The sequence below is a fragment of the Shewanella sp. SP1S2-4 genome (assembly GCF_031932075.1).
GTDB lineage: Bacteria > Pseudomonadota > Gammaproteobacteria > Enterobacterales > Shewanellaceae > Shewanella > Shewanella baltica.
The window spans coordinates 40,713-57,787 of sequence record NZ_JAUOET010000028.1; the positions used below are offsets into that span (position 1 = coordinate 40,713).

General features: G+C 47.6%; 18 protein-coding genes. 9 read left to right on the forward strand and 9 right to left on the reverse strand.

What is annotated here, in order from left to right:
* Positions 1 to 298 precede the first annotated feature (298 nt).
* From Q4Q52_RS18875 to Q4Q52_RS18890, 4 genes are all read right to left on the reverse strand, one after another.
* Positions 299 to 1,279 (reverse strand): MDR family oxidoreductase, encoded by a 981-nt coding sequence (locus Q4Q52_RS18875; RefSeq protein ID WP_311991339.1) that lies wholly within the window; start codon positions 1,277 to 1,279, stop codon positions 299 to 301.
* Positions 1,280 to 1,456: 177 nt separating this feature from the next.
* Positions 1,457 to 1,963, reverse strand: a complete 507-nt coding sequence (locus Q4Q52_RS18880) for an ankyrin repeat domain-containing protein (RefSeq protein WP_311991340.1) — start codon at positions 1,961 to 1,963, stop codon at positions 1,457 to 1,459.
* Positions 1,964 to 2,132: 169 nt separating this feature from the next.
* Positions 2,133 to 3,653, reverse strand: a complete 1,521-nt coding sequence (locus tag Q4Q52_RS18885; protein WP_311991341.1) for a catalase — start codon at positions 3,651 to 3,653, stop codon at positions 2,133 to 2,135.
* Between the two features lie 282 nt (positions 3,654 to 3,935).
* Positions 3,936 to 5,816, reverse strand: coding sequence for a sigma-54-dependent Fis family transcriptional regulator (locus tag Q4Q52_RS18890; RefSeq protein ID WP_311991342.1), 1,881 nt, complete (start codon positions 5,814 to 5,816; stop codon positions 3,936 to 3,938).
* A 260-nt stretch (positions 5,817 to 6,076) separates the two neighbouring features.
* Between Q4Q52_RS18890 and Q4Q52_RS18895 the strand changes: the two genes are divergently transcribed.
* A complete protein-coding gene (locus Q4Q52_RS18895) occupies positions 6,077 to 7,597 on the forward strand; it encodes an aldehyde dehydrogenase family protein (protein WP_311991343.1) in 1,521 nt (506 codons plus the stop codon).
* 219 nt (positions 7,598 to 7,816) lie between these two features.
* Here Q4Q52_RS18895 and Q4Q52_RS18900 read toward each other — a convergent pair whose 3' ends face one another.
* Positions 7,817 to 8,578 (reverse strand): SDR family oxidoreductase, encoded by a 762-nt coding sequence (locus Q4Q52_RS18900; protein WP_311991344.1) that lies wholly within the window; start codon positions 8,576 to 8,578, stop codon positions 7,817 to 7,819.
* A 129-nt stretch (positions 8,579 to 8,707) separates the two neighbouring features.
* Between Q4Q52_RS18900 and Q4Q52_RS18905 the strand changes: the two genes are divergently transcribed.
* A complete protein-coding gene (locus tag Q4Q52_RS18905) occupies positions 8,708 to 9,631 on the forward strand; it encodes a LysR family transcriptional regulator (RefSeq protein WP_311991345.1) in 924 nt (307 codons plus the stop codon).
* Here the strand turns inward: Q4Q52_RS18905 and Q4Q52_RS18910 are convergent.
* A complete protein-coding gene (locus tag Q4Q52_RS18910; RefSeq protein ID WP_311991346.1) occupies positions 9,628 to 10,131 on the reverse strand; it encodes a hypothetical protein in 504 nt (167 codons plus the stop codon). The genes Q4Q52_RS18905 and Q4Q52_RS18910 overlap by 4 nt on opposite strands.
* A 67-nt stretch (positions 10,132 to 10,198) precedes the next feature.
* Positions 10,199 to 10,663, reverse strand: coding sequence for a DUF2809 domain-containing protein (locus tag Q4Q52_RS18915; protein WP_006086501.1), 465 nt, complete (start codon positions 10,661 to 10,663; stop codon positions 10,199 to 10,201).
* Between the two features lie 220 nt (positions 10,664 to 10,883).
* Between Q4Q52_RS18915 and Q4Q52_RS18920 the strand changes: the two genes are divergently transcribed.
* The 7 genes from Q4Q52_RS18920 to Q4Q52_RS18950 all read left to right on the forward strand — a co-directional run bounded on the left by Q4Q52_RS18920 (position 10,884) and on the right by Q4Q52_RS18950 (position 15,458).
* Positions 10,884 to 11,486 (forward strand): cytochrome b/b6 domain-containing protein, encoded by a 603-nt coding sequence (locus Q4Q52_RS18920; protein ID WP_311991347.1) that lies wholly within the window; start codon positions 10,884 to 10,886, stop codon positions 11,484 to 11,486.
* Between the two features lie 32 nt (positions 11,487 to 11,518).
* Positions 11,519 to 11,965 (forward strand): DUF1924 domain-containing protein, encoded by a 447-nt coding sequence (locus tag Q4Q52_RS18925; protein WP_311991348.1) that lies wholly within the window; start codon positions 11,519 to 11,521, stop codon positions 11,963 to 11,965.
* Positions 11,966 to 12,055: 90 nt separating this feature from the next.
* On the forward strand, positions 12,056 to 12,619 hold the full coding sequence (locus Q4Q52_RS18930) for a diheme cytochrome c (protein WP_311991349.1): 564 nt from the start codon (positions 12,056 to 12,058) through the stop codon (positions 12,617 to 12,619).
* Entirely contained in the window at positions 12,612 to 12,878 is a 267-nt protein-coding gene (locus Q4Q52_RS18935; RefSeq protein WP_311991350.1) for a PepSY domain-containing protein, read from the forward strand. Before Q4Q52_RS18930 ends, Q4Q52_RS18935 begins: the two co-directional genes overlap by 8 nt.
* On the forward strand, positions 12,878 to 13,537 hold the full coding sequence (locus tag Q4Q52_RS18940; protein ID WP_311991351.1) for a response regulator transcription factor: 660 nt from the start codon (positions 12,878 to 12,880) through the stop codon (positions 13,535 to 13,537). The genes Q4Q52_RS18935 and Q4Q52_RS18940 overlap by 1 nt, the downstream gene beginning before the upstream one ends.
* A 5-nt stretch (positions 13,538 to 13,542) precedes the next feature.
* Entirely contained in the window at positions 13,543 to 14,859 is a 1,317-nt protein-coding gene (locus Q4Q52_RS18945) for a sensor histidine kinase (RefSeq protein WP_311991352.1), read from the forward strand.
* Between the two features lie 131 nt (positions 14,860 to 14,990).
* Positions 14,991 to 15,458: a GNAT family N-acetyltransferase gene (locus Q4Q52_RS18950; RefSeq protein WP_311991353.1), complete on the forward strand. Its 468-nt coding sequence runs from the start codon at positions 14,991 to 14,993 to the stop codon at positions 15,456 to 15,458.
* A gap of 105 nt (positions 15,459 to 15,563) precedes the next feature.
* On the opposite strand, the gene Q4Q52_RS18955 is transcribed toward Q4Q52_RS18950, so the two are convergent.
* Both Q4Q52_RS18955 and Q4Q52_RS18960 read right to left on the reverse strand, forming a co-directional pair.
* Entirely contained in the window at positions 15,564 to 15,761 is a 198-nt protein-coding gene (locus tag Q4Q52_RS18955) for a hypothetical protein (protein WP_006079715.1), read from the reverse strand.
* 412 nt (positions 15,762 to 16,173) lie between these two features.
* Positions 16,174 to 16,686, reverse strand: a complete 513-nt coding sequence (locus Q4Q52_RS18960; RefSeq protein WP_311989491.1) for a DUF1993 domain-containing protein — start codon at positions 16,684 to 16,686, stop codon at positions 16,174 to 16,176.
* Positions 16,687 to 17,075: the final 389 nt, after the last annotated feature.

Below are 17,075 nucleotides of genomic sequence, written 5' to 3' on the forward strand. Positions count from 1 at the left end.
TAATAGACATAAACATCATAACGATGGAATGCATTCCAAAACGTGAGTGCATCAAGAGTTGCCTCCGCTACAAATAAACAACATGGCAGAAACATTAACCAACTTCAGTTTTGTCTAAAAAAATGACTTAAACTGCATTATGGAAACCATTCCAAATGGTGAATTCAAAACAGAGTGAAAACTAAATAGACATAAATCCGCTTTATGATTGGAATACGAAAATGGCAACACATTAGTGTTGCCATTTATTTAAAGTAGAGAGATTCGTTAAATCTAACTTTAACGAAATAGTATTAGATTACAGCTTGACTAATACACGTCCTGTGACTTGACCTTGGATAATTTTATTCGCGAAATCAGGCACCTCTGCCAATGAAATCTGCTGGCAAGCTTGCTGATAGAAATGTGCAGGCAGTGCTTTAATCACAGCTTCCCACGCCGCTTTTCGTTTCTCAAATGGACAAGAAACAGAATCGATTCCCAGCAAACTCACTCCTCGTAAAATAAATGGCATTACGGTTGTGGGTAATGCAAAACCGCCCGCTAAACCGCAAATAGCGGCGGCGCCACCGTATTGCATTTGCGCTAATGCTTTGGCGAGGATCTTGTTGCCAACGGTATCGACCACACCCGCCCAGCGCTGCGCCTCAAGCGGCTTAGCATCTTGTTCAAGTTCACTGCGATCAATCACTTCTGTGGCGCCAAGCTCCTTCAATAAAGGCGCATTCTGTTCAACTCGACCACTGCAGGCAACCACACGATAGCCAGCATTGGCGAGCAAAGTCACCGCCACAGAACCCACACCACCACTGGCACCTGTGACAAGAATATCCCCACTTTGCGGTGTTACCCCAGCCTGCTGCAGCGCTTGCATGCACAACATCGCCGTAAGCCCAGCCGTGCCTATCATCATAGCTTTTGCGGCATCACAACCTTGCGGCATGGGCACCAGCCAGTCGGCTTTAACTCGCGCTTTTTGCGCCATACCACCCCAGTGATTTTCGCCCACGCCCCAGCCGGTCAAAATCACCTGATCACCGACTTGGTATCTCGCATCAGTCGATTCGCGCACTACGCCCGCAAAATCAATGCCTGGCACCATAGGAAACTGGCGAATGATTTTGCCAGCACCTGTCACAGCTAAACCATCTTTATAATTCAGCGAGGAATAGGCAATCTCAACTAAGACTTCCCCTTCTGGTAAATCAGCTTCTGTGATCTGTGAAACTTGAGCAAACGTGTGTTTATCTTCTTGCGTCAGTAGTAAGGCATCAAACATAAATTGCTCTCCGAAGGCCATGAAAATCGTATTAAACGATATTCAAAAAGTTACCATAAAAGGCATAGACGCTATTAACAAGCAGACTTATGGCTAATAGTAAACGCTGAGATCTAAACAGATTAAAGAGAATGACCCAGAGTGATCGAGCGCAAAAGATGGCAAAAAATGATGTCTTTATGGCTTCAAACTCGCCTGCTGCAAAGCGCCACTTTGACCCCAGTAGCGGGCAAACTCAGCCAAAGTCATTCCAGCATTATTCGTTAGGTTCGCATCACATTCTTTCGCGTATAGCCGCTTTACGATATTGAATTCGGCCTTAATCACAGCGCCCATGATTGCCGTATTACCACGCTTATCTTGCAAACAAGCGTTAGCACCATGCTCAAGTAATACATCTGTTGCAGCCTCTTGGCCGTTATAAGCCGCCACCATTAGCGCGGTATAGGATTGACTATTTCTCTGGTCAATAGGGAAGCCCGCATCGAGAAAATGCTCAAGCACTGTGATATCGCCAGTACGCGCGGCAGCAAAATAATAGTCCACCAGCAATTGCAATTGTGCAGTATCGGGCTCGTCCGCTTGGCTGACAGTTGCGGATGCCTGAGCCGAACCTGCGCCCATTACTACCGACATACTCAGTGCCGCAATCATCAATAATAAGATAGTAATATTGTGTTTCATCAATAACTCCCGCGCAGCTAAAATAGAGATTTAAACAATGAGACGTGACGAAATGCCCGCAAGACGCCCTCTTAAACTGGGCAGAAAAGAGCTTGATTACGCCTTGCGGGACTTACTGGGTTTGAGCGGTTTAACGCGAATCTGCACCAAATCGCTCTAAAATGATGCGTTAAATTGAACGCTGTTTAACGTCGGCCAAATCACCTTTTACAGCCTTGGTTAAGCGCTCACCAAACTCTGGGTCTGCACGATAAAAGTGACTCAGCATTTGATGTTTCACCTTAGCATCGTTCACTTTGCCTAAGTCACCGGCCAAGTTAGTGATCAGATCTGCTCTATCTTGCTTGCTCAAGCTGCGGTAAAAAACACCCGCTTGGCTAAAGTTATCCTGCTTGCTAATAGCCGTTTGTTGCACTGTGCCACTGAGCGCAGTCGTTACCGCACGATAACGATTATCTTCGGCCAAGGCTAAATGTACGCTCGGTTGATAATTCACATCGGACTGGGTATGCCCCATATTGCCCGCGCCTTCTTGGTTGTGGTTTGCCACCGCCACTAAGGGTTTATTAATCGGCAATTGCGACAAATTCGCGCCGAGTCGATACAGCTGAGTATCGGCGTAGGAAAACATGCGGCCTTGCAGTAATCTGTCTTCCGACGGCTCAATCCCTGGGATCAAATTCGATGGCGCAAATGCCGCTTGCTCCGTCTCTTGGAAGAAGTTTGCAGGCATGCGGTTCAGCGTCATAGTGCCCACTTTTTGTTCTGGCACATCTAGCCACACCTTAGTGGCGTCTAACGGGTTGTAATCAAACTTATTAAGCTCAGTCGGGTCGAGTAATTGAACGTACAGATCCCACTTAGGATAGTTACCCTTGTTGATCTCACTAAAAAGATCATCAGTTAAATGGTTAAAGTTTTGCCCTTGGACTTTAACCACTTCATCGGGACGTAAGCCTTTAACACCTTGCAGACTCTTCCAGTTAAATTTCACGTATTTAACTTGGTTATCTCGATTCACAAATTTGTACGCATGCACACCGAAACCGTCCATTTCACGATAACTGGCAGGTACACCTAAGTTACTGTAAACCTGAGTCAACATATGGGTTGAACCCGCTTCGTGACTGAAAAAATCGAAGAAACGATTCGGATCTTGCATATTGGTCACTGGCGATGGTTTGAGTGAATGCACCATGTCAGGAAACTTGATCGCATCGCGAATGAAGAATACGGGTAAGTTATTACCCACTAAGTCCCAGTTACCTTGGTCCGAATAAAATTTGGTCGCAAACCCTCGGGGATCACGCAGCGTTTCTGGCGAACCTTTCGAGTGGATAACAGTAGAAAAACGCACAAACACAGGCGTGACTTTGCCTTTCTGTGCAAAGGGTGCCGCTTGAGTCAGATAACTAAAATCACCACTCGATACAAACTCACCGTGCACACCTGTGCCTCTGGCGTGAACAACCCGCTCAGGAATACGTTCACGGGCAAAGCGTTGTAGCTTCTGAATAAGCTGCACATCTTGCAATAACACGCTGCCATTACTGCCCGCTGTGGTCGAGTTTTGGTTATCACCCACAGGGGCGCCATTGTCACGTGTCAGGGTATTTGTTGGTAAAGTTTGAGCCTGTACATTTAATGCCAGACCCATACAAATAATTAAAAGGCTTTTAGTCAGATGCATAACAGTTCCTCTCTATGCATAACGCCAAGCTCTTTTCTGCCTGCCCGCAGTATAGTTCTGAATTTATAATTAAAAGAAAGGATCTTTATCGATTATATGAATCAATAAAACCTATTAGGCATGAATAAGCTACAACAAGACCTCATTTTACCTGACTCCGAAATCTGAGTTTATGGACTAAAATCTCACAGTTTTAGTCCATTGCGAATTGGTTCGTCATGGGCGTGATAAGCGAGCTTAGCGTTGTTTATTACACTTAATAATAAGCGTCGCGAGCTAACATTAACCCTTAAGTCCCATCTGTTTTAATCGACGATACAAGGCATTACGGCTAATTCCTAAGCGCTTGGCACATTGGCTCACATTGCCATTACAGGCCTGAAATGCCTGCAGTACATTGCTATAAATCGCCCCATGGAGAGAATTGATATCTGCAGTCTCTGCGGCTAAAAATAGAGCATTGGGCTGGGGTGCTATACCGCTACTTAGCGGGTGTGATGCAGCGTCTTGGCAGGTTTTAGCCTCTTCACATAACGGCTCGCACATTAGCTTGGCCGCAAGATAATCGGGTAAATGCTGCCAAGTTAGGGTGTCATCCCCTTCAGCCATCAAGCAAGCGACTTGCATAAGATTATCCAGCTCGCGCAAATTGCCGGGCCAGTCGTGTTGCATCAGCAGCCCTAACAACTCAGGGCAGATCGCCTGCGGCGCAATGCGATGTTTACGATGCAATTTATGGATAATGCGCTCGATATCCTGCCGCTCACGCAGCGCAGGTAAACGTACTTGCAGACCATTCAATCGATAGAATAAATCCTGCCGAAACAGCCCCTGCGCCACTTGTTGCTCCAAATCCATATGGGTCGCGGCAATGATTTGAATATCAACTTTAAAACTTTGATTACTGCCAACGGGCACCACTTCGCGCTCTTGCAATACCCTAAGTAAACGACTCTGGGCTGCCAGCGGCATTTCGCCAATTTCATCTAAAAACAAAAAACCGCCGTGGGCTTGGCGAATTTTGCCGATAAATCCTGTGCGATTCGCTCCAGTAAAAGCGCCCGCCTGATAACCAAAGAGTTCAGATTCGACTAACTCGGCAGGCAATGCCGCGCAGTTCACCGCCACTAAAGGCTCGGTGCGACGCGCGCTCTGGGCGTGGAGTTTTTTAACAAACTGCTCTTTACCGACGCCGGTTTCACCGAGCACTAACAGCGGAATTTGCTTGGTGATCACCTTATTGGCATGTTGCCATGCGCGCTCAAGTTGAGGATCGCGAAACCGCACGCCCAGTTGAGTGAGCGATTTATTGCTCATCGCAACTCGCCCCTTAGCGCTGGGAATGTTTAAGGGCTGAGTCTGTAGATGCAAGTCTAAATGCTGATTAAAACCACCCGCACGGCTCCAATTATCGCCTAAATACTGCTCAACGCTATCACCCACCTTGGCATGACTAAGCAATTGTTTCGCCATGGGATTGCACCCCACAATGCGACCATCACTATCGGCAATCACTATGCCCTGCCAACCCGAATTCAGTAAATTTGGCTGCGCCGCTAAATCGATTCGATAACGGCTATCGGGCAAGTGACACAAGAGCGCGGTCTCGACCTGCTGCGCCAAACTCGACACTAACATCAGCGTCTGCTGGGTGTGCCTTTGCTGCTCGCTGGTGATATCTATCACCCCGAGCATCTCACCTTGGGGGGAAAATATTGGGCAAGCAGTGCAACTCATAAAACGATTCTGACGAATAAAATGCTGCTCACCCACCACAGATACCGCTTGTTTGGCGGTAAGTGCCGTCCCTATCGCATTGGTGCCTTTGTGCTGCTCAAGCCAATTCACCCCGATATCCAGAGCCACATCCGCCAATTTTGTGGAGTAACGGCTCACGCCCCAGTGCCTGAGCACATAACCCTCAGCATCACTGAGCAAGAGTCGGCTATTAGAATGCGCCATCAACTGATTGAACAAAGGCAAGGCATGGGATTGCACTAATGCTATGAGCATTTGATATTGCTCATGTTTCTGTTTTAGTTCGCTAGCATCGAGCCTAAGTTCTTGGGGTAACTGAAACTCGGACAAGCCAGCGCCAATGCTTCGCTGCCACGAATCGGCCAACCACGCCTGTGTCGATGGTAAATGCGGTTTAACTGTCATAGCCGTGCTCCCCCGAGCTGTGTTCCGTTTCAGCACACTTGAGTGTGCCGTTCGATGACAAAGTGACCACAGGACACACCTCACTCCCTGAGTGCCCATACTGTTTCAAATCTGCAAAATTAGCTTTTCATCATACTGTTAGCACAACAAGTGTACAACTCTTGCCAGTTTGGCACCCTCCTTGCGATGCACCTTAGGTATGCAAGTCTCAAGTGTTACGTTAGAGAACACTAAGCTAATCAACAAGAAGGAATGATTCTATGATTTATGCCCAACCCGGAACCGCAGGCGCAATCGTTAACTTCAAAGAAAAATATGCCAACTTTATCGGTGGTAAATGGGTCGCCCCGGTCAATGGTAAATACTTCGACAATCGCTCACCCGTAAATGGCCAAAACTTTTGCCAAATCCCGCGGTCCGATGCCCAAGATATTGAATTAGCGTTAGATGCCGCCCACGCAGCTAAAGAAGCATGGGGTAAAACCTCAGTCACCGAACGCTCAAACCTGTTACTGCGCATTGCCGATCGGGTCGAACAAAACCTCGAATATTTAGCCGTCGCCGAAACCTGGGAAAACGGTAAAGCGGTGCGTGAAACCTTAAACGCCGACTTACCCTTATTTGTCGATCACTTCCGCTACTTTGCCGGTTGTATCCGCGCACAGGAAGGCAGCGCCGCCGATATCGACGGCAACACAGTCAGCTATCACTTCCCAGAACCGCTGGGCGTGGTCGGCCAGATCATTCCTTGGAACTTCCCACTCTTGATGGCGGCATGGAAAATCGCCCCAGCGCTAGCGGCGGGGAACTGTGTGGTACTCAAGCCTGCAGAGCAAACGCCAGTCTCGATTCTGGTATTACTCGAGCTGATTGAAGACCTATTACCCGCGGGTATTCTTAACGTAGTCAACGGCTTTGGCGCGGAGGCGGGACAAGCTCTGGCCACCAGCAAACGCATTGCTAAGCTTGCGTTTACGGGCTCCACCGAAATTGGTTATCACATTTTAAAATGCGCCGCCGAATCCTTAATTCCATCGACCGTTGAGCTTGGCGGTAAGTCGCCTAACGTGTTTTTTGCCGATGTGATGAACCATGAAGACGAATATTTAAATAAAGCCGTCGAAGGTATGTTACTCGCCTTCTTTAACCAAGGAGAAGTCTGTACTTGCCCATCACGGGTGCTAGTCCAAGAGTCGATTTTCGATCGCTTTATCGAAAAAGTGCTCGCCCGCGCGCAAACCATTAAGCAAGGCGATCCCTTAGATACCGACACTCAAGTAGGTGCTCAAGCCTCTAAAGAACAGTTCGATAAAATCTTAAGCTACTTAGCCATAGGTAAGGCTGAAGGTGCAGAAGTGCTACTGGGCGGCACACTTTGCCAACTCGATGGCGGCCAAAGCGAAGGTTATTACATCAGCCCGACGATTATGAAAGGCCACAATAAGATGCGTATCTTCCAAGAGGAGATCTTCGGCCCTGTGATTTCGGTCACCACCTTCAAAGATGAAGCCGAAGCCTTAGCGATCGCGAACGATACTGAGTACGGCTTAGGCGCTGGTGTGTGGACGCGAGACATGAACACGGCTCAACGTATGGGACGCGGCATTCAAGCGGGCCGCGTGTGGATTAACTGTTACCATGCCTATCCTGCCCATGCTGCTTTTGGTGGTTACAAAAAATCCGGTATTGGCCGCGAAACCCATAAGATGATGCTCAACCATTATCAAAATACCAAGAATCTCTTGGTAAGTTACGATGTGAATCCACTTGGTTTCTTCTAAGAAGCTTTGTGAAGAATGGTTTTATCTAAGAGGCTTGCTATAAAGGACATCTCTAACCAGCTACAGCAGTTGTTCTTAGCGGTTGCAGCTAAGCGTTGTTGAAGATGGTGCATTCGCAGTGATTGCTGTGTAAAAATCACATAAATAAGAAAGGGCGATTCGCCCTTTCTTTGTTTCTGCCTCATATATTAATAAATCAAATTTCTACACAAAAAATACTTACAAAAACATACCGCCAGAAGCTTCGATACGCTGGGCATTAATCCAAGCGGCCGCAGGCGATAACAAGGCACTAATCGCGCCGCCGATATCGTCCGGCAAGCCCACACGTCCTAACGCAGTTTGCTGCGCTAAAAACTGATTCATCTGTTCATTATCCCGTACAGCACCGCCGCCAAAATCTGTTTCAATCGCCCCAGGGGCAAGCACATTGACCCGAATACCCCGTGGGCCTAACTCCTTCGCCCAATACTTAGTCATAGTTTCGACCGCGCCCTTCATAGTGGCATACGCGCCAAATCCGGGAATCGCAAAACGCGTCAAGCCGGTGGAAATATTGACAATGCTTGCCCCATCCATCAGCTGCGGCAATAAGGTTTGAGTCAAAAAGAACGGTCCTTTGACGTGGATGTTCATCAAGGTATCGAACTGTTCGATACTGGTTTCCGCCATAGGCACATGAATCCCGATACCAGCATTGTTAATCAAATAGTTAAACGACTCCCGCTGCCAAGTATGATCTAATACAGTGCTCACTTGGGTGGCAAACTCGGCAAATGAGCCGCTATCGCTCACATCCAGCGGCAGTGCTACCGCTTTGCGTCCCAGCCATTCAATCTCGGCGACCACTTCAGCAGCCGCTGCAGCATTCGTTTGATAGGTCAGGATAATATCTATCCCCTGCGCCGCTAATTTCAGGGCAGTGTTTTTACCTAAACCGCGGCTAGCGCCAGTGATAACTGCAATTGGAGTCGTGTTCATGGTCAGTCCTTATAATCGTCGCTGGAAGTGAAACCTAAGCCTTGAGGCCTAACACAGCTTATTACTTGCAATTAACGAGATAAACACACTATAAATGCTAAGACTGTTAGCCAATAAAGGACAATCGCCGTGCAAGATCGACTGCAAGCCATGCAAATTTTTATGCGGGTCGCTGAATTACAAAGCTTTACCCAAGCGAGCGTCAGCTTAGGTCTATCGAAAACCCATGTGTCGAATGTGGTGGCGCAGTTCGAAACATTTCTAGGCGCGCGCTTGTTGCAACGCACCACGCGGACGGTACGCTTAACCCAAGATGGCCAGAGTTGTTATGAGCGCTGTAAAAGTTTACTGGCGGAATTTCAAGAATTAGAAAGCCTGTTCCAACTGCAAGCCGAGCAAGTATCTGGGCGGCTCAGAGTCGATATGTCGACAGGCATTGCCCGCAACTTAGTGCTCCCTAAACTGGCTGAGTTTATTGAGCAATATCCGCATATCGAGCTTGAACTGAGCAGCACAGATCGTAAGGTGGATGTCATTGCCGAAGGGTTCGACTGTGTGATTAGGGTCGGCAGTGTGCAGCAAGAAGGATTAATAGCGAAAAAACTGGGGCATTTTAAGATGCTGAACTGTGTCAGCCCAGCTTATATTGCCCAATACGGTAAACCCGAAAGCCTTGAAGATTTGACCCAACACAACCACAAACTCGTCCACTACGTAAGCCAATTAGGTGGCACTGACTCAGGCTTTGAATATCAAGCTCCCCACACTCATCAAGGGAACCTTACTATCCAACTGCCTAAATTGATTACGGTAAATAATGCCGATGCCTATAGCTCAGCCTGCTTGGCGGGGCTGGGGATAATTCAAGTTCCCAACATAGGGGTGGCTAAGTATTTACACACTGGAGAGTTGGTCGAGATCCTGCCAAATTACCCTGCGCCGCCAATGCCAGTAAGCTTGCTCTACCCACACAGGCGGCACTTATCCAAACGCCTGCAAGTCTTTATGGCATGGTTAAATCAGCAGATGACGCCGTTTTTAATCCCACATTAAAGGGACTTTTCGATGGCTGCTAAACGCTGATCCAATTCGGCCATAGCGGCGGCCGTTTGCGGATCGCTTTGGGGATCAACAACTTCAATCAGCTTAAGTTTCGGCCGCGCCGTTAACCAAGAGCTGCCCGCAGTAATGACTAAATCCAGCACAATCTGACCGTAATAGTGCAGTCGCAAGCGGTTATCGGCTATGGGCCAGTGTGAGTGCAGTAAAAATGAATCATACATTTGCGCCAAAGATGTCGTCGCAATGAGCTTAAACGCTTCATCAAGCAGACTAAACTCGGTTGATTCTTCGAAGGGACAATCAAAAGAAGTAATGACCAAATACCCCGAGGTTTTATTGGGTAAAACGCAGCGGTATTGGCCTTCAATCACTCGACCTGCAATAAAGGTATGAGTATGTTGGCCATTGAAATACAAAGGCATTTTCAGTGGATTAAGCTCAAGTCCATTAGTACGTGCTGTTAGCAGTGAAAATGCCGTTATCGGTTGCATCCCTTACCCCACTTATCTCGCCTGTCCGCGAACACACATGTCGCGTGACTCTTGCGGATTCAAATCACTAGGACTGGCGGCTTTTCCAATAACAGCCCAATAAGATCAAGTAACCGACAAAATATGCCACGAGATCGAGTGGATCAAAATGGCTACCTATCACTATCCGCGCCAAGCGATTTCCGCCCAAGCCTAGCTTGTCGACTAAACCCCAATACTGACCAAACTCGATAGCAAAGGCAAACAGCAATACCGCAAACGCCAGCCAAGGAGTTTGAAATAAGCGCTTAATGCCATCGCCGGTGTTTTTTGCTGCGGTATTTTCTACCGGATGGGTGACAGGAACGACAACGCGCGCCATGCAAAACAGCAAGATCACCACCAATACATCGCCCACAAAACCACGGATAAAACCCGCAGGCGCATATAAAGCGATTAAGACTTCAGTCAAAAATAATAAAACGGCATAAATAAAAAAGGATTTACGACTCGGATTGCGGCTGATGAAAGCGCGAATAACGGCGGTAGACATAGATACGTTAGTCCCTAACTTCACTCGGTTGAGGTGGCAGAATCTACCGTAATACCAAGAGGTTAACAAGCGAGTTTTCGTTGGCATTTAAGACTCGTCACCCAGGCAAGCGCGTCACTCAACTCCATCAACTCAATGAATGTTCGCGCCTCAAAATTTAAGCGAGGTTTAAGTTTGGGTTAAGTAGCCTACACCTAAACCAACTTAGGAGCGTCACACCATGTCATCAAACACACTGCAAACCATCAAAGTCTGGGACCTGTTGATCCGCATATTCCATTGGTCTCTCGTCGGTTTTTTTGCCTTAGCCTACCTCACTGAAGGCGAAGACGAGTGGATGACCATCCACAGTTACGCAGGTTACAGCATCTTAATTTTACTGGTGTTTCGTCTACTGTGGGGCGTGATTGGTACCCACAATGCGCGCTTTAGCAACTTTATCACTCGCCCTAAAGAAGTGCTGGTGTACCTCAAAGGGCTCATCACAGGCAAAGCCAAAGACTACATAGGCCATAACCCCGCTGGAGCAATGATGATAGTGGCCTTGATTGCCAGCATCGCCATCACGGGATTCTCAGGCATGGCACTGTACGCCACCGACGGACACGGCCCATTAGCCACAAGCTTTTTCGCCACTTGGCCCGAAGGCGCCATAAAAGAAGTCCATGAATTCTTTGCCAACTTCACCGTGTTCCTTGTGGTCATCCATGTTGGCGGCGTCATCGTCAGCAGCCTGCTACACAAAGAAAACTTAGTCAGAGCCATGGTCACGGGCAAGAAACAACGCCCTGTGGAACAAGAAGATTATAACCATTTTGCTTAGCAACAAGACATCCAGCACAAAAGGAATGCCCTATGAACAGATTAACCAGACACTCGAATACAAGTCGCCTTGCTATCGTCACAATTTCAACCTTGCTGCTGAGTAGCCTTAGCGTTAGCGCCGCCAACAGTAAAGTGCAAAGCCTGCCACTTAGCGCTGAGCGCATCGGCACGCAATTGCAAAGCTATCAAGCTCAAGGCGCTGGACCCTTTACCGCAGCCGCAGGACAAAAGCTTTGGCTACAGGACATGGACGGTCGTAGCTGCGCCAGTTGCCATACCGCTAAAGTCACCGACATGGGGATGCACCAAAACACCCGTAAACCCATTGACCCTATGGCGCCGTCGATTACCGCAGATCGGTTAACCGACTCAGCCAAAATCGAGAAATGGTTTACCCGTAACTGTAACTGGACCTTTAAACGCGACTGCACTCTGCAGGAAAAAGGCGATGCCTTACTCTGGTTAAGCCTGCAATAACCGCCAAATTTAGACCTTATAACTCATTCAATTAGATCAATTAATTTCAATACCTTCCACAGAAGGTAACGGCACAAAAAGGAAGATGTCATGACTAAACAAGCACACCCTATTAGCTGGTTCTTAGGTTCATCACTCACAGCTGCGGCATTAGCCATTGGCGTTATCGGTATCAGCCTAACCTTAACCGGCACAGGCTATGCGGACGATGGCCGCGGGCTTAACCGCGCCATTCCACAAAATGCGGAATATACGGCAGAATGTGGCAGCTGCCACATGGCTTACCCCGCGAACTTACTCCCCGCCGACAAGTGGCGCGCCATTATCGCAAATCTTGAGAATCACTTTGGTGACAACGCCAGCCTAGATCCTCAAGTCACTGCTAGAATTGAGGAATATCTGGTTCAACATGCGGCGCAAAATGGTAAGGTGATGAAAAACAGCACGCCACTGCTTGCAGGCGCTGGGCCGCAGAAGATCACAGAACAGGCATTTTTTATTCGCAAACACGATGAGATCCCAAGACGTATGGTGCAAGATAACCCCAAAGTCGGCTCATTCAGTCAATGCAGCAATTGTCACAACCTCGCAGAAAAGGGCATATTCGATGAAGATACCGTTAATATTCCTGGCTTTGGCCGTTGGGATGATTAGCAGCCCCAGCTGCAATGCCCACGACGATGATCTTTCAAACAAGGTGGTCGAGTGGGTTAAGGAGGGCAAAGTTTTGCCCTTCGACACCATAATGCAACGCTATGAATCACGGCTAAAGGGACGGTTGCTCGATCTCGAAGTCGAGCAAAAACATGGAAGGATCATCTACGAGCTCGAAATCCTTCGTGACGATGGCATAGTGTATGAAATCAAGGTTGACGCCAAAACTGGTGAGTGGCTAAAGGAAAAGGTCGACTGATGCGTTTGCTATTGATTGAAGATGATACCGATCTGGTCGCGCGCCTCATTCCCGCCCTTAACAAGGCGGGTTATACCGTCGAGCACACCGATAACGGTATTGATGGCGCCTTTTTAGGCGAAGAAGAAAACTTCGAAGCCGTGATCCTCGATCTCGGTTTACCCGGCAAACCCGGTCTACAAGTCCTCGGCCAATGGCGACAAAAAGGCTTAGCCATGCCAGTGCTGATCCTCACCGCTCGCGATGCGTGGCACGAGCGGGTCGATGGCCTCAAGGCGGGTGCCGATGATTACCTTGGCAAGCCTTTTCATATTGAAGAACTACTCGCAAGGCTCGAAGTGTTGATCCGCCGCCACTTTGGCCGCGCCGACAATGTGTTGCAACATGCGGGCGTTTCCCTCGATGTCGACAAACAAGCCGTCACCAATGTCGACGGTGAAGTGATAGAGCTGACTAAGATTGAATATCGCCTACTGCATTATTTAATGGTCAATCCCAGTAAAATCGTCTCTAAGTCAAAGCTCAGTGAACGCATTTACGAAGAAGATCAAATCAAAGACAGCAATGTCATCGAAGTGTACGTCAACCGCCTGCGCCAACGCTTAGGCAAGGATTATATCGAAACCCGTCGCGGCCAAGGTTATCGACTCAAGGAGTAAAAGGCGTGTATTCACTCAAGGGTTATCTGACGCGCAATCTGCTGATCACGCTCACCTTTGCCATGGTGCTGCTACTGTATTTTCTGTACCAAGGTATTCAAATATTAACCCAAGATTTTGTTGCCTCGCGATTGCAACACGATGCCGACAGCCTGATCTCCGCCCTGAATAACCATCCCGACGGCACCTGGGCGCTCACCACCGACCGCTTGCCCAATGTGTACCACAGGGTTAATTCTGGGCATTATTTTGCGATTCAAATCGGCGAGCAAACCCTGCGCTCACGCTCCCTATTCGACCATAACGTGAACATGCCAAAACTGATCGCCGGTGAGCACCACCAAGCCACTGAGTTTGTCGGCAAAGAACATTGGCTGATGTTCAGTCAGGCCGTAATCAAAGATGATCAGTTAGTGACACTGTGGGTGACAGAAGACATCAGCGAGCTCGAACAGACCCAAGTACAGTTTTTAGCCTTTGCCAGCGCGGCGGTGTTGCTCACGATTGTTATTCTATTAATGGCACAGTATCAATTACTTAAACGCGGCTTTAAACCCTTAGAGCAGATGCCTGAAGCCATACGGCAGATGCGCACCCAAGGGCAAGAAATCAATCCAGACCAAATGCCGAGTGAAATCATCCCGCTGATTGAGGAGATAGATCGTTTAGTCAATCAATTGGGCCAACGAGTACAACGCTCCCGCAATGCCTTGGGTAACTTAGCCCACGAAATGAAACGTCCGCTACAAGGGCTGCAGTCCTACCTAGAAAGCCTTCCACCAGAACAGAGGAGTGAGGGCAGCAAGGTGCTCGCAAACCTGCACCACATCATTGAGAGAGAGCTTAAGCGCACTAAGATTGTCGGCCTTTCCACTCCGGGGCGTTATACCGTACTCGATGACGACCTCGCGCCGCTGATTCAAGTGATGCAGCGTATCTACCCAGACCGCATTATTCATAGCCATTACGCGAGTGGCTTAGTGATGCCATTTGACCGCGATGACTTACTCGAACTCTTAGGCAATTTACTGGATAACGCCTGCAAACATAGCCGCAAGAACATTGAGATCCGTATAGTGCATCAAACGGCTCCCACCGCAGGTTATGGGATCATCGTCAGCGATGATGGCGAAGGCGTCTCCGATGCCGCATTGTCGATTATCATCGAGCGCGGCATTCGACTAGATGAAAGCATCCAAGGCCATGGCTTAGGATTATCTATCTGCAAAGATATCGTCGACAGTTATCAGGGCGAACTTAGCTTTAGCCACGCGAAACAAGGTGGACTCGAAGCCAGCGTATTTCTGCCGATCCCGAGTTAAGCGGTATACTCAGCCAAACCATGCTCAATCAAACCTGCCACCACATAATGTAGACCAGCGAACGGACTTAAGTATTCGTGCCACTATGTCGCACCATTAAGCCCTTTACATAACACACGTCAGAGATTTATATGAAAGTTATCGACCTAAAATCGGCCCCGCAGCACATTCCACAGCTGGCACAATGGCATCATCAAGAATGGGCACATTTAAGTTCTGCGGACGCCACAGTCACCACACTCATTGAGCAAATGAGCGAGTACCTCTCTGACGCCGCCATTCCTAAGATGTTTATCTGTGAAGAAGCTAACCAAGTCATGGGCTCATCCTCATTAACCGCAGCAGATATGGATACCCGAACCGACCTAAGCCCTTGGCTGGCCAATGTGTATGTTAATCCACACTATCGAAATAAAGGCTTGGGGAAATTATTAGTCAATGCCGTCGTTGATTATGCCAAAGCACTCGGATTACAAAAAATCTATTTGTTTACCGCAGACAAAGCAGACTTTTATCAAACGCTTGGTTGGTCAACGATTTCACGGGAAGATTATATGGGCGAGATGGTCACGATAATGGAATATGAATTTAAGAAGTGAATGTTTAAGGAGGGTGAGCAAGCCCCACGACGGGCGTCGTGAAGCTGTACATGCTGGCTAAATATCTAGATGTGATATCCAATACTTAGCGACAAGCCAAAGGCTTTAGTCAATTTCTATATCCACGCCGAAACGATTGGATAGTTGGCGTTGCTCGTGCAGAATTTCAATTCGGCGGCGAGTGTCTTGGGTCAACTTGTCTTTGAGGCGCAAACCACTAGTAATGGCGGCTTTTTTTGCTTTCTTGCTCTTAGTTGTCGTTGCATCCGTTGGACTCTCGACGGCTTGAGATTCGATAGACATAGCTAACTCCTTTAATTAGAACCTTAAATAGGCTCTTCCAGTAAATCCCTGCTTAAAACGAACAAACAGGTCATCTTTAATAATGAGTCAATTCGCCATTCACTATTTAAGTAATAGATAATTTGGCGACTCATAAACTTACGGCCCATATCATTTACCTAAGCCAACAAAATTAAATCACATGCTAACAGGATAAAAATAATCGAGACGTAAGGTCGAAATGAAAAACTGAGTATTGATTGACTTCATCGGCGTAACAGAACCCTAACGAGCCCAAAATTTCCAGCGACAAAGCGGCATAACATAGGTAGAGAAAGAACAGGTGGTAATGCAGAAAGGTTGGTAAGCTCAAGCGGCAAAGCGCTGCTGCGCAACAATTAGGCTGCGCAACAGTACTACATCTAGCCTAGATTTACGACTTATATGGCATAGCGCCAAGGTAATCTTTCTTGCCAATTTCAACACCGTTGTGGCGCAAAATCGCGTAGGCTGTTGTTACATGGAAGTAAATGTTCGGAATCGCATGCTCAATAGCAAACTCATAACCCGTCAGATATTTTCCTTCCCAACGCGGTTGTGAGACATGGATCGTAGCCGCATTAGCAAAATCATCCGCTTTGAATGTTGCTAAGTAAGCTAATACTGAGCTAATACGCGCTTGCAGATCAGCTAACGTCGTTTCGCTATCATCGTGCTTTGGCACTGTATCTAAGTTATCGGTCAAACGTGCCACGCCAATTTTGGCAGTATCGCAGGCAATCTGAACTTGGCGAATAAGGTTAAATTGATCCGGCGCTAAACGTGAGTTTAATAGCACCGCCATATCGACTTTCTTGAGGTTTGCGAAGCATTCGCCCTTTTCAAGAATAACGCTTAAATTTTTCAGCATCTTGCTAAATTGTACAACCGTTAAATCATAAAGCATGGCATTGACCTCAGTGATGGACGCTACAAAACTGCAGCACTTAAGACTATCTTGGGGCAAATAACTCAATTTCAATCATTCTGGTAATTTAAGTATTTGCTTAATAAAAAAAACACCCAAATAAGCCCTATTAAGCAGCTAAGAATGACAAGAAACAGGTGTAACCTTGTAAGGAAAAGCATTTATTAAGCGAAAGAGGTTAATATTCAATCAGATAAACAGTAGTGGACGGTACAAAATTTGGACAACTGAACGAATAACAGCTTGAGATATCACCAATAATGTTAATTTCTCCACAACGAAAAAAGCCTCTACATTGCTGTAGAGGCTTTCATCTTTATGTTGGCGGGTGAAATATCGCGCAGCGATGAGCTCATGAACGAGAGGCA

Coding starts and splice junctions, on each gene's coding strand:
- Q4Q52_RS18935 (WP_311991350.1), top strand. CDS start 12,612: ATGATTAGCAGCCCCAGCTGCAATGCCCACGACGATGATCTTTCAAAC.
- Q4Q52_RS18895 (WP_311991343.1), top strand. CDS start 6,077: ATGATTTATGCCCAACCCGGAACCGCAGGCGCAATCGTTAACTTCAAA.
- Q4Q52_RS18940 (WP_311991351.1), top strand. CDS start 12,878: ATGCGTTTGCTATTGATTGAAGATGATACCGATCTGGTCGCGCGCCTC.
- Q4Q52_RS18950 (WP_311991353.1), top strand. CDS start 14,991: ATGAAAGTTATCGACCTAAAATCGGCCCCGCAGCACATTCCACAGCTG.
- Q4Q52_RS18885 (WP_311991341.1), bottom strand. CDS start 3,653: ATGCATCTGACTAAAAGCCTTTTAATTATTTGTATGGGTCTGGCATTA.
- Q4Q52_RS18920 (WP_311991347.1), top strand. CDS start 10,884: ATGTCATCAAACACACTGCAAACCATCAAAGTCTGGGACCTGTTGATC.
- Q4Q52_RS18960 (WP_311989491.1), bottom strand. CDS start 16,686: ATGCTTTATGATTTAACGGTTGTACAATTTAGCAAGATGCTGAAAAAT.
- Q4Q52_RS18900 (WP_311991344.1), bottom strand. CDS start 8,578: ATGAACACGACTCCAATTGCAGTTATCACTGGCGCTAGCCGCGGTTTA.
- Q4Q52_RS18925 (WP_311991348.1), top strand. CDS start 11,519: ATGAACAGATTAACCAGACACTCGAATACAAGTCGCCTTGCTATCGTC.
- Q4Q52_RS18930 (WP_311991349.1), top strand. CDS start 12,056: ATGACTAAACAAGCACACCCTATTAGCTGGTTCTTAGGTTCATCACTC.
- Q4Q52_RS18890 (WP_311991342.1), bottom strand. CDS start 5,816: ATGACAGTTAAACCGCATTTACCATCGACACAGGCGTGGTTGGCCGAT.
- Q4Q52_RS18955 (WP_006079715.1), bottom strand. CDS start 15,761: ATGTCTATCGAATCTCAAGCCGTCGAGAGTCCAACGGATGCAACGACA.
- Q4Q52_RS18880 (WP_311991340.1), bottom strand. CDS start 1,963: ATGAAACACAATATTACTATCTTATTATTGATGATTGCGGCACTGAGT.
- Q4Q52_RS18910 (WP_311991346.1), bottom strand. CDS start 10,131: ATGCAACCGATAACGGCATTTTCACTGCTAACAGCACGTACTAATGGA.
- Q4Q52_RS18915 (WP_006086501.1), bottom strand. CDS start 10,663: ATGTCTACCGCCGTTATTCGCGCTTTCATCAGCCGCAATCCGAGTCGT.
- Q4Q52_RS18875 (WP_311991339.1), bottom strand. CDS start 1,279: ATGTTTGATGCCTTACTACTGACGCAAGAAGATAAACACACGTTTGCT.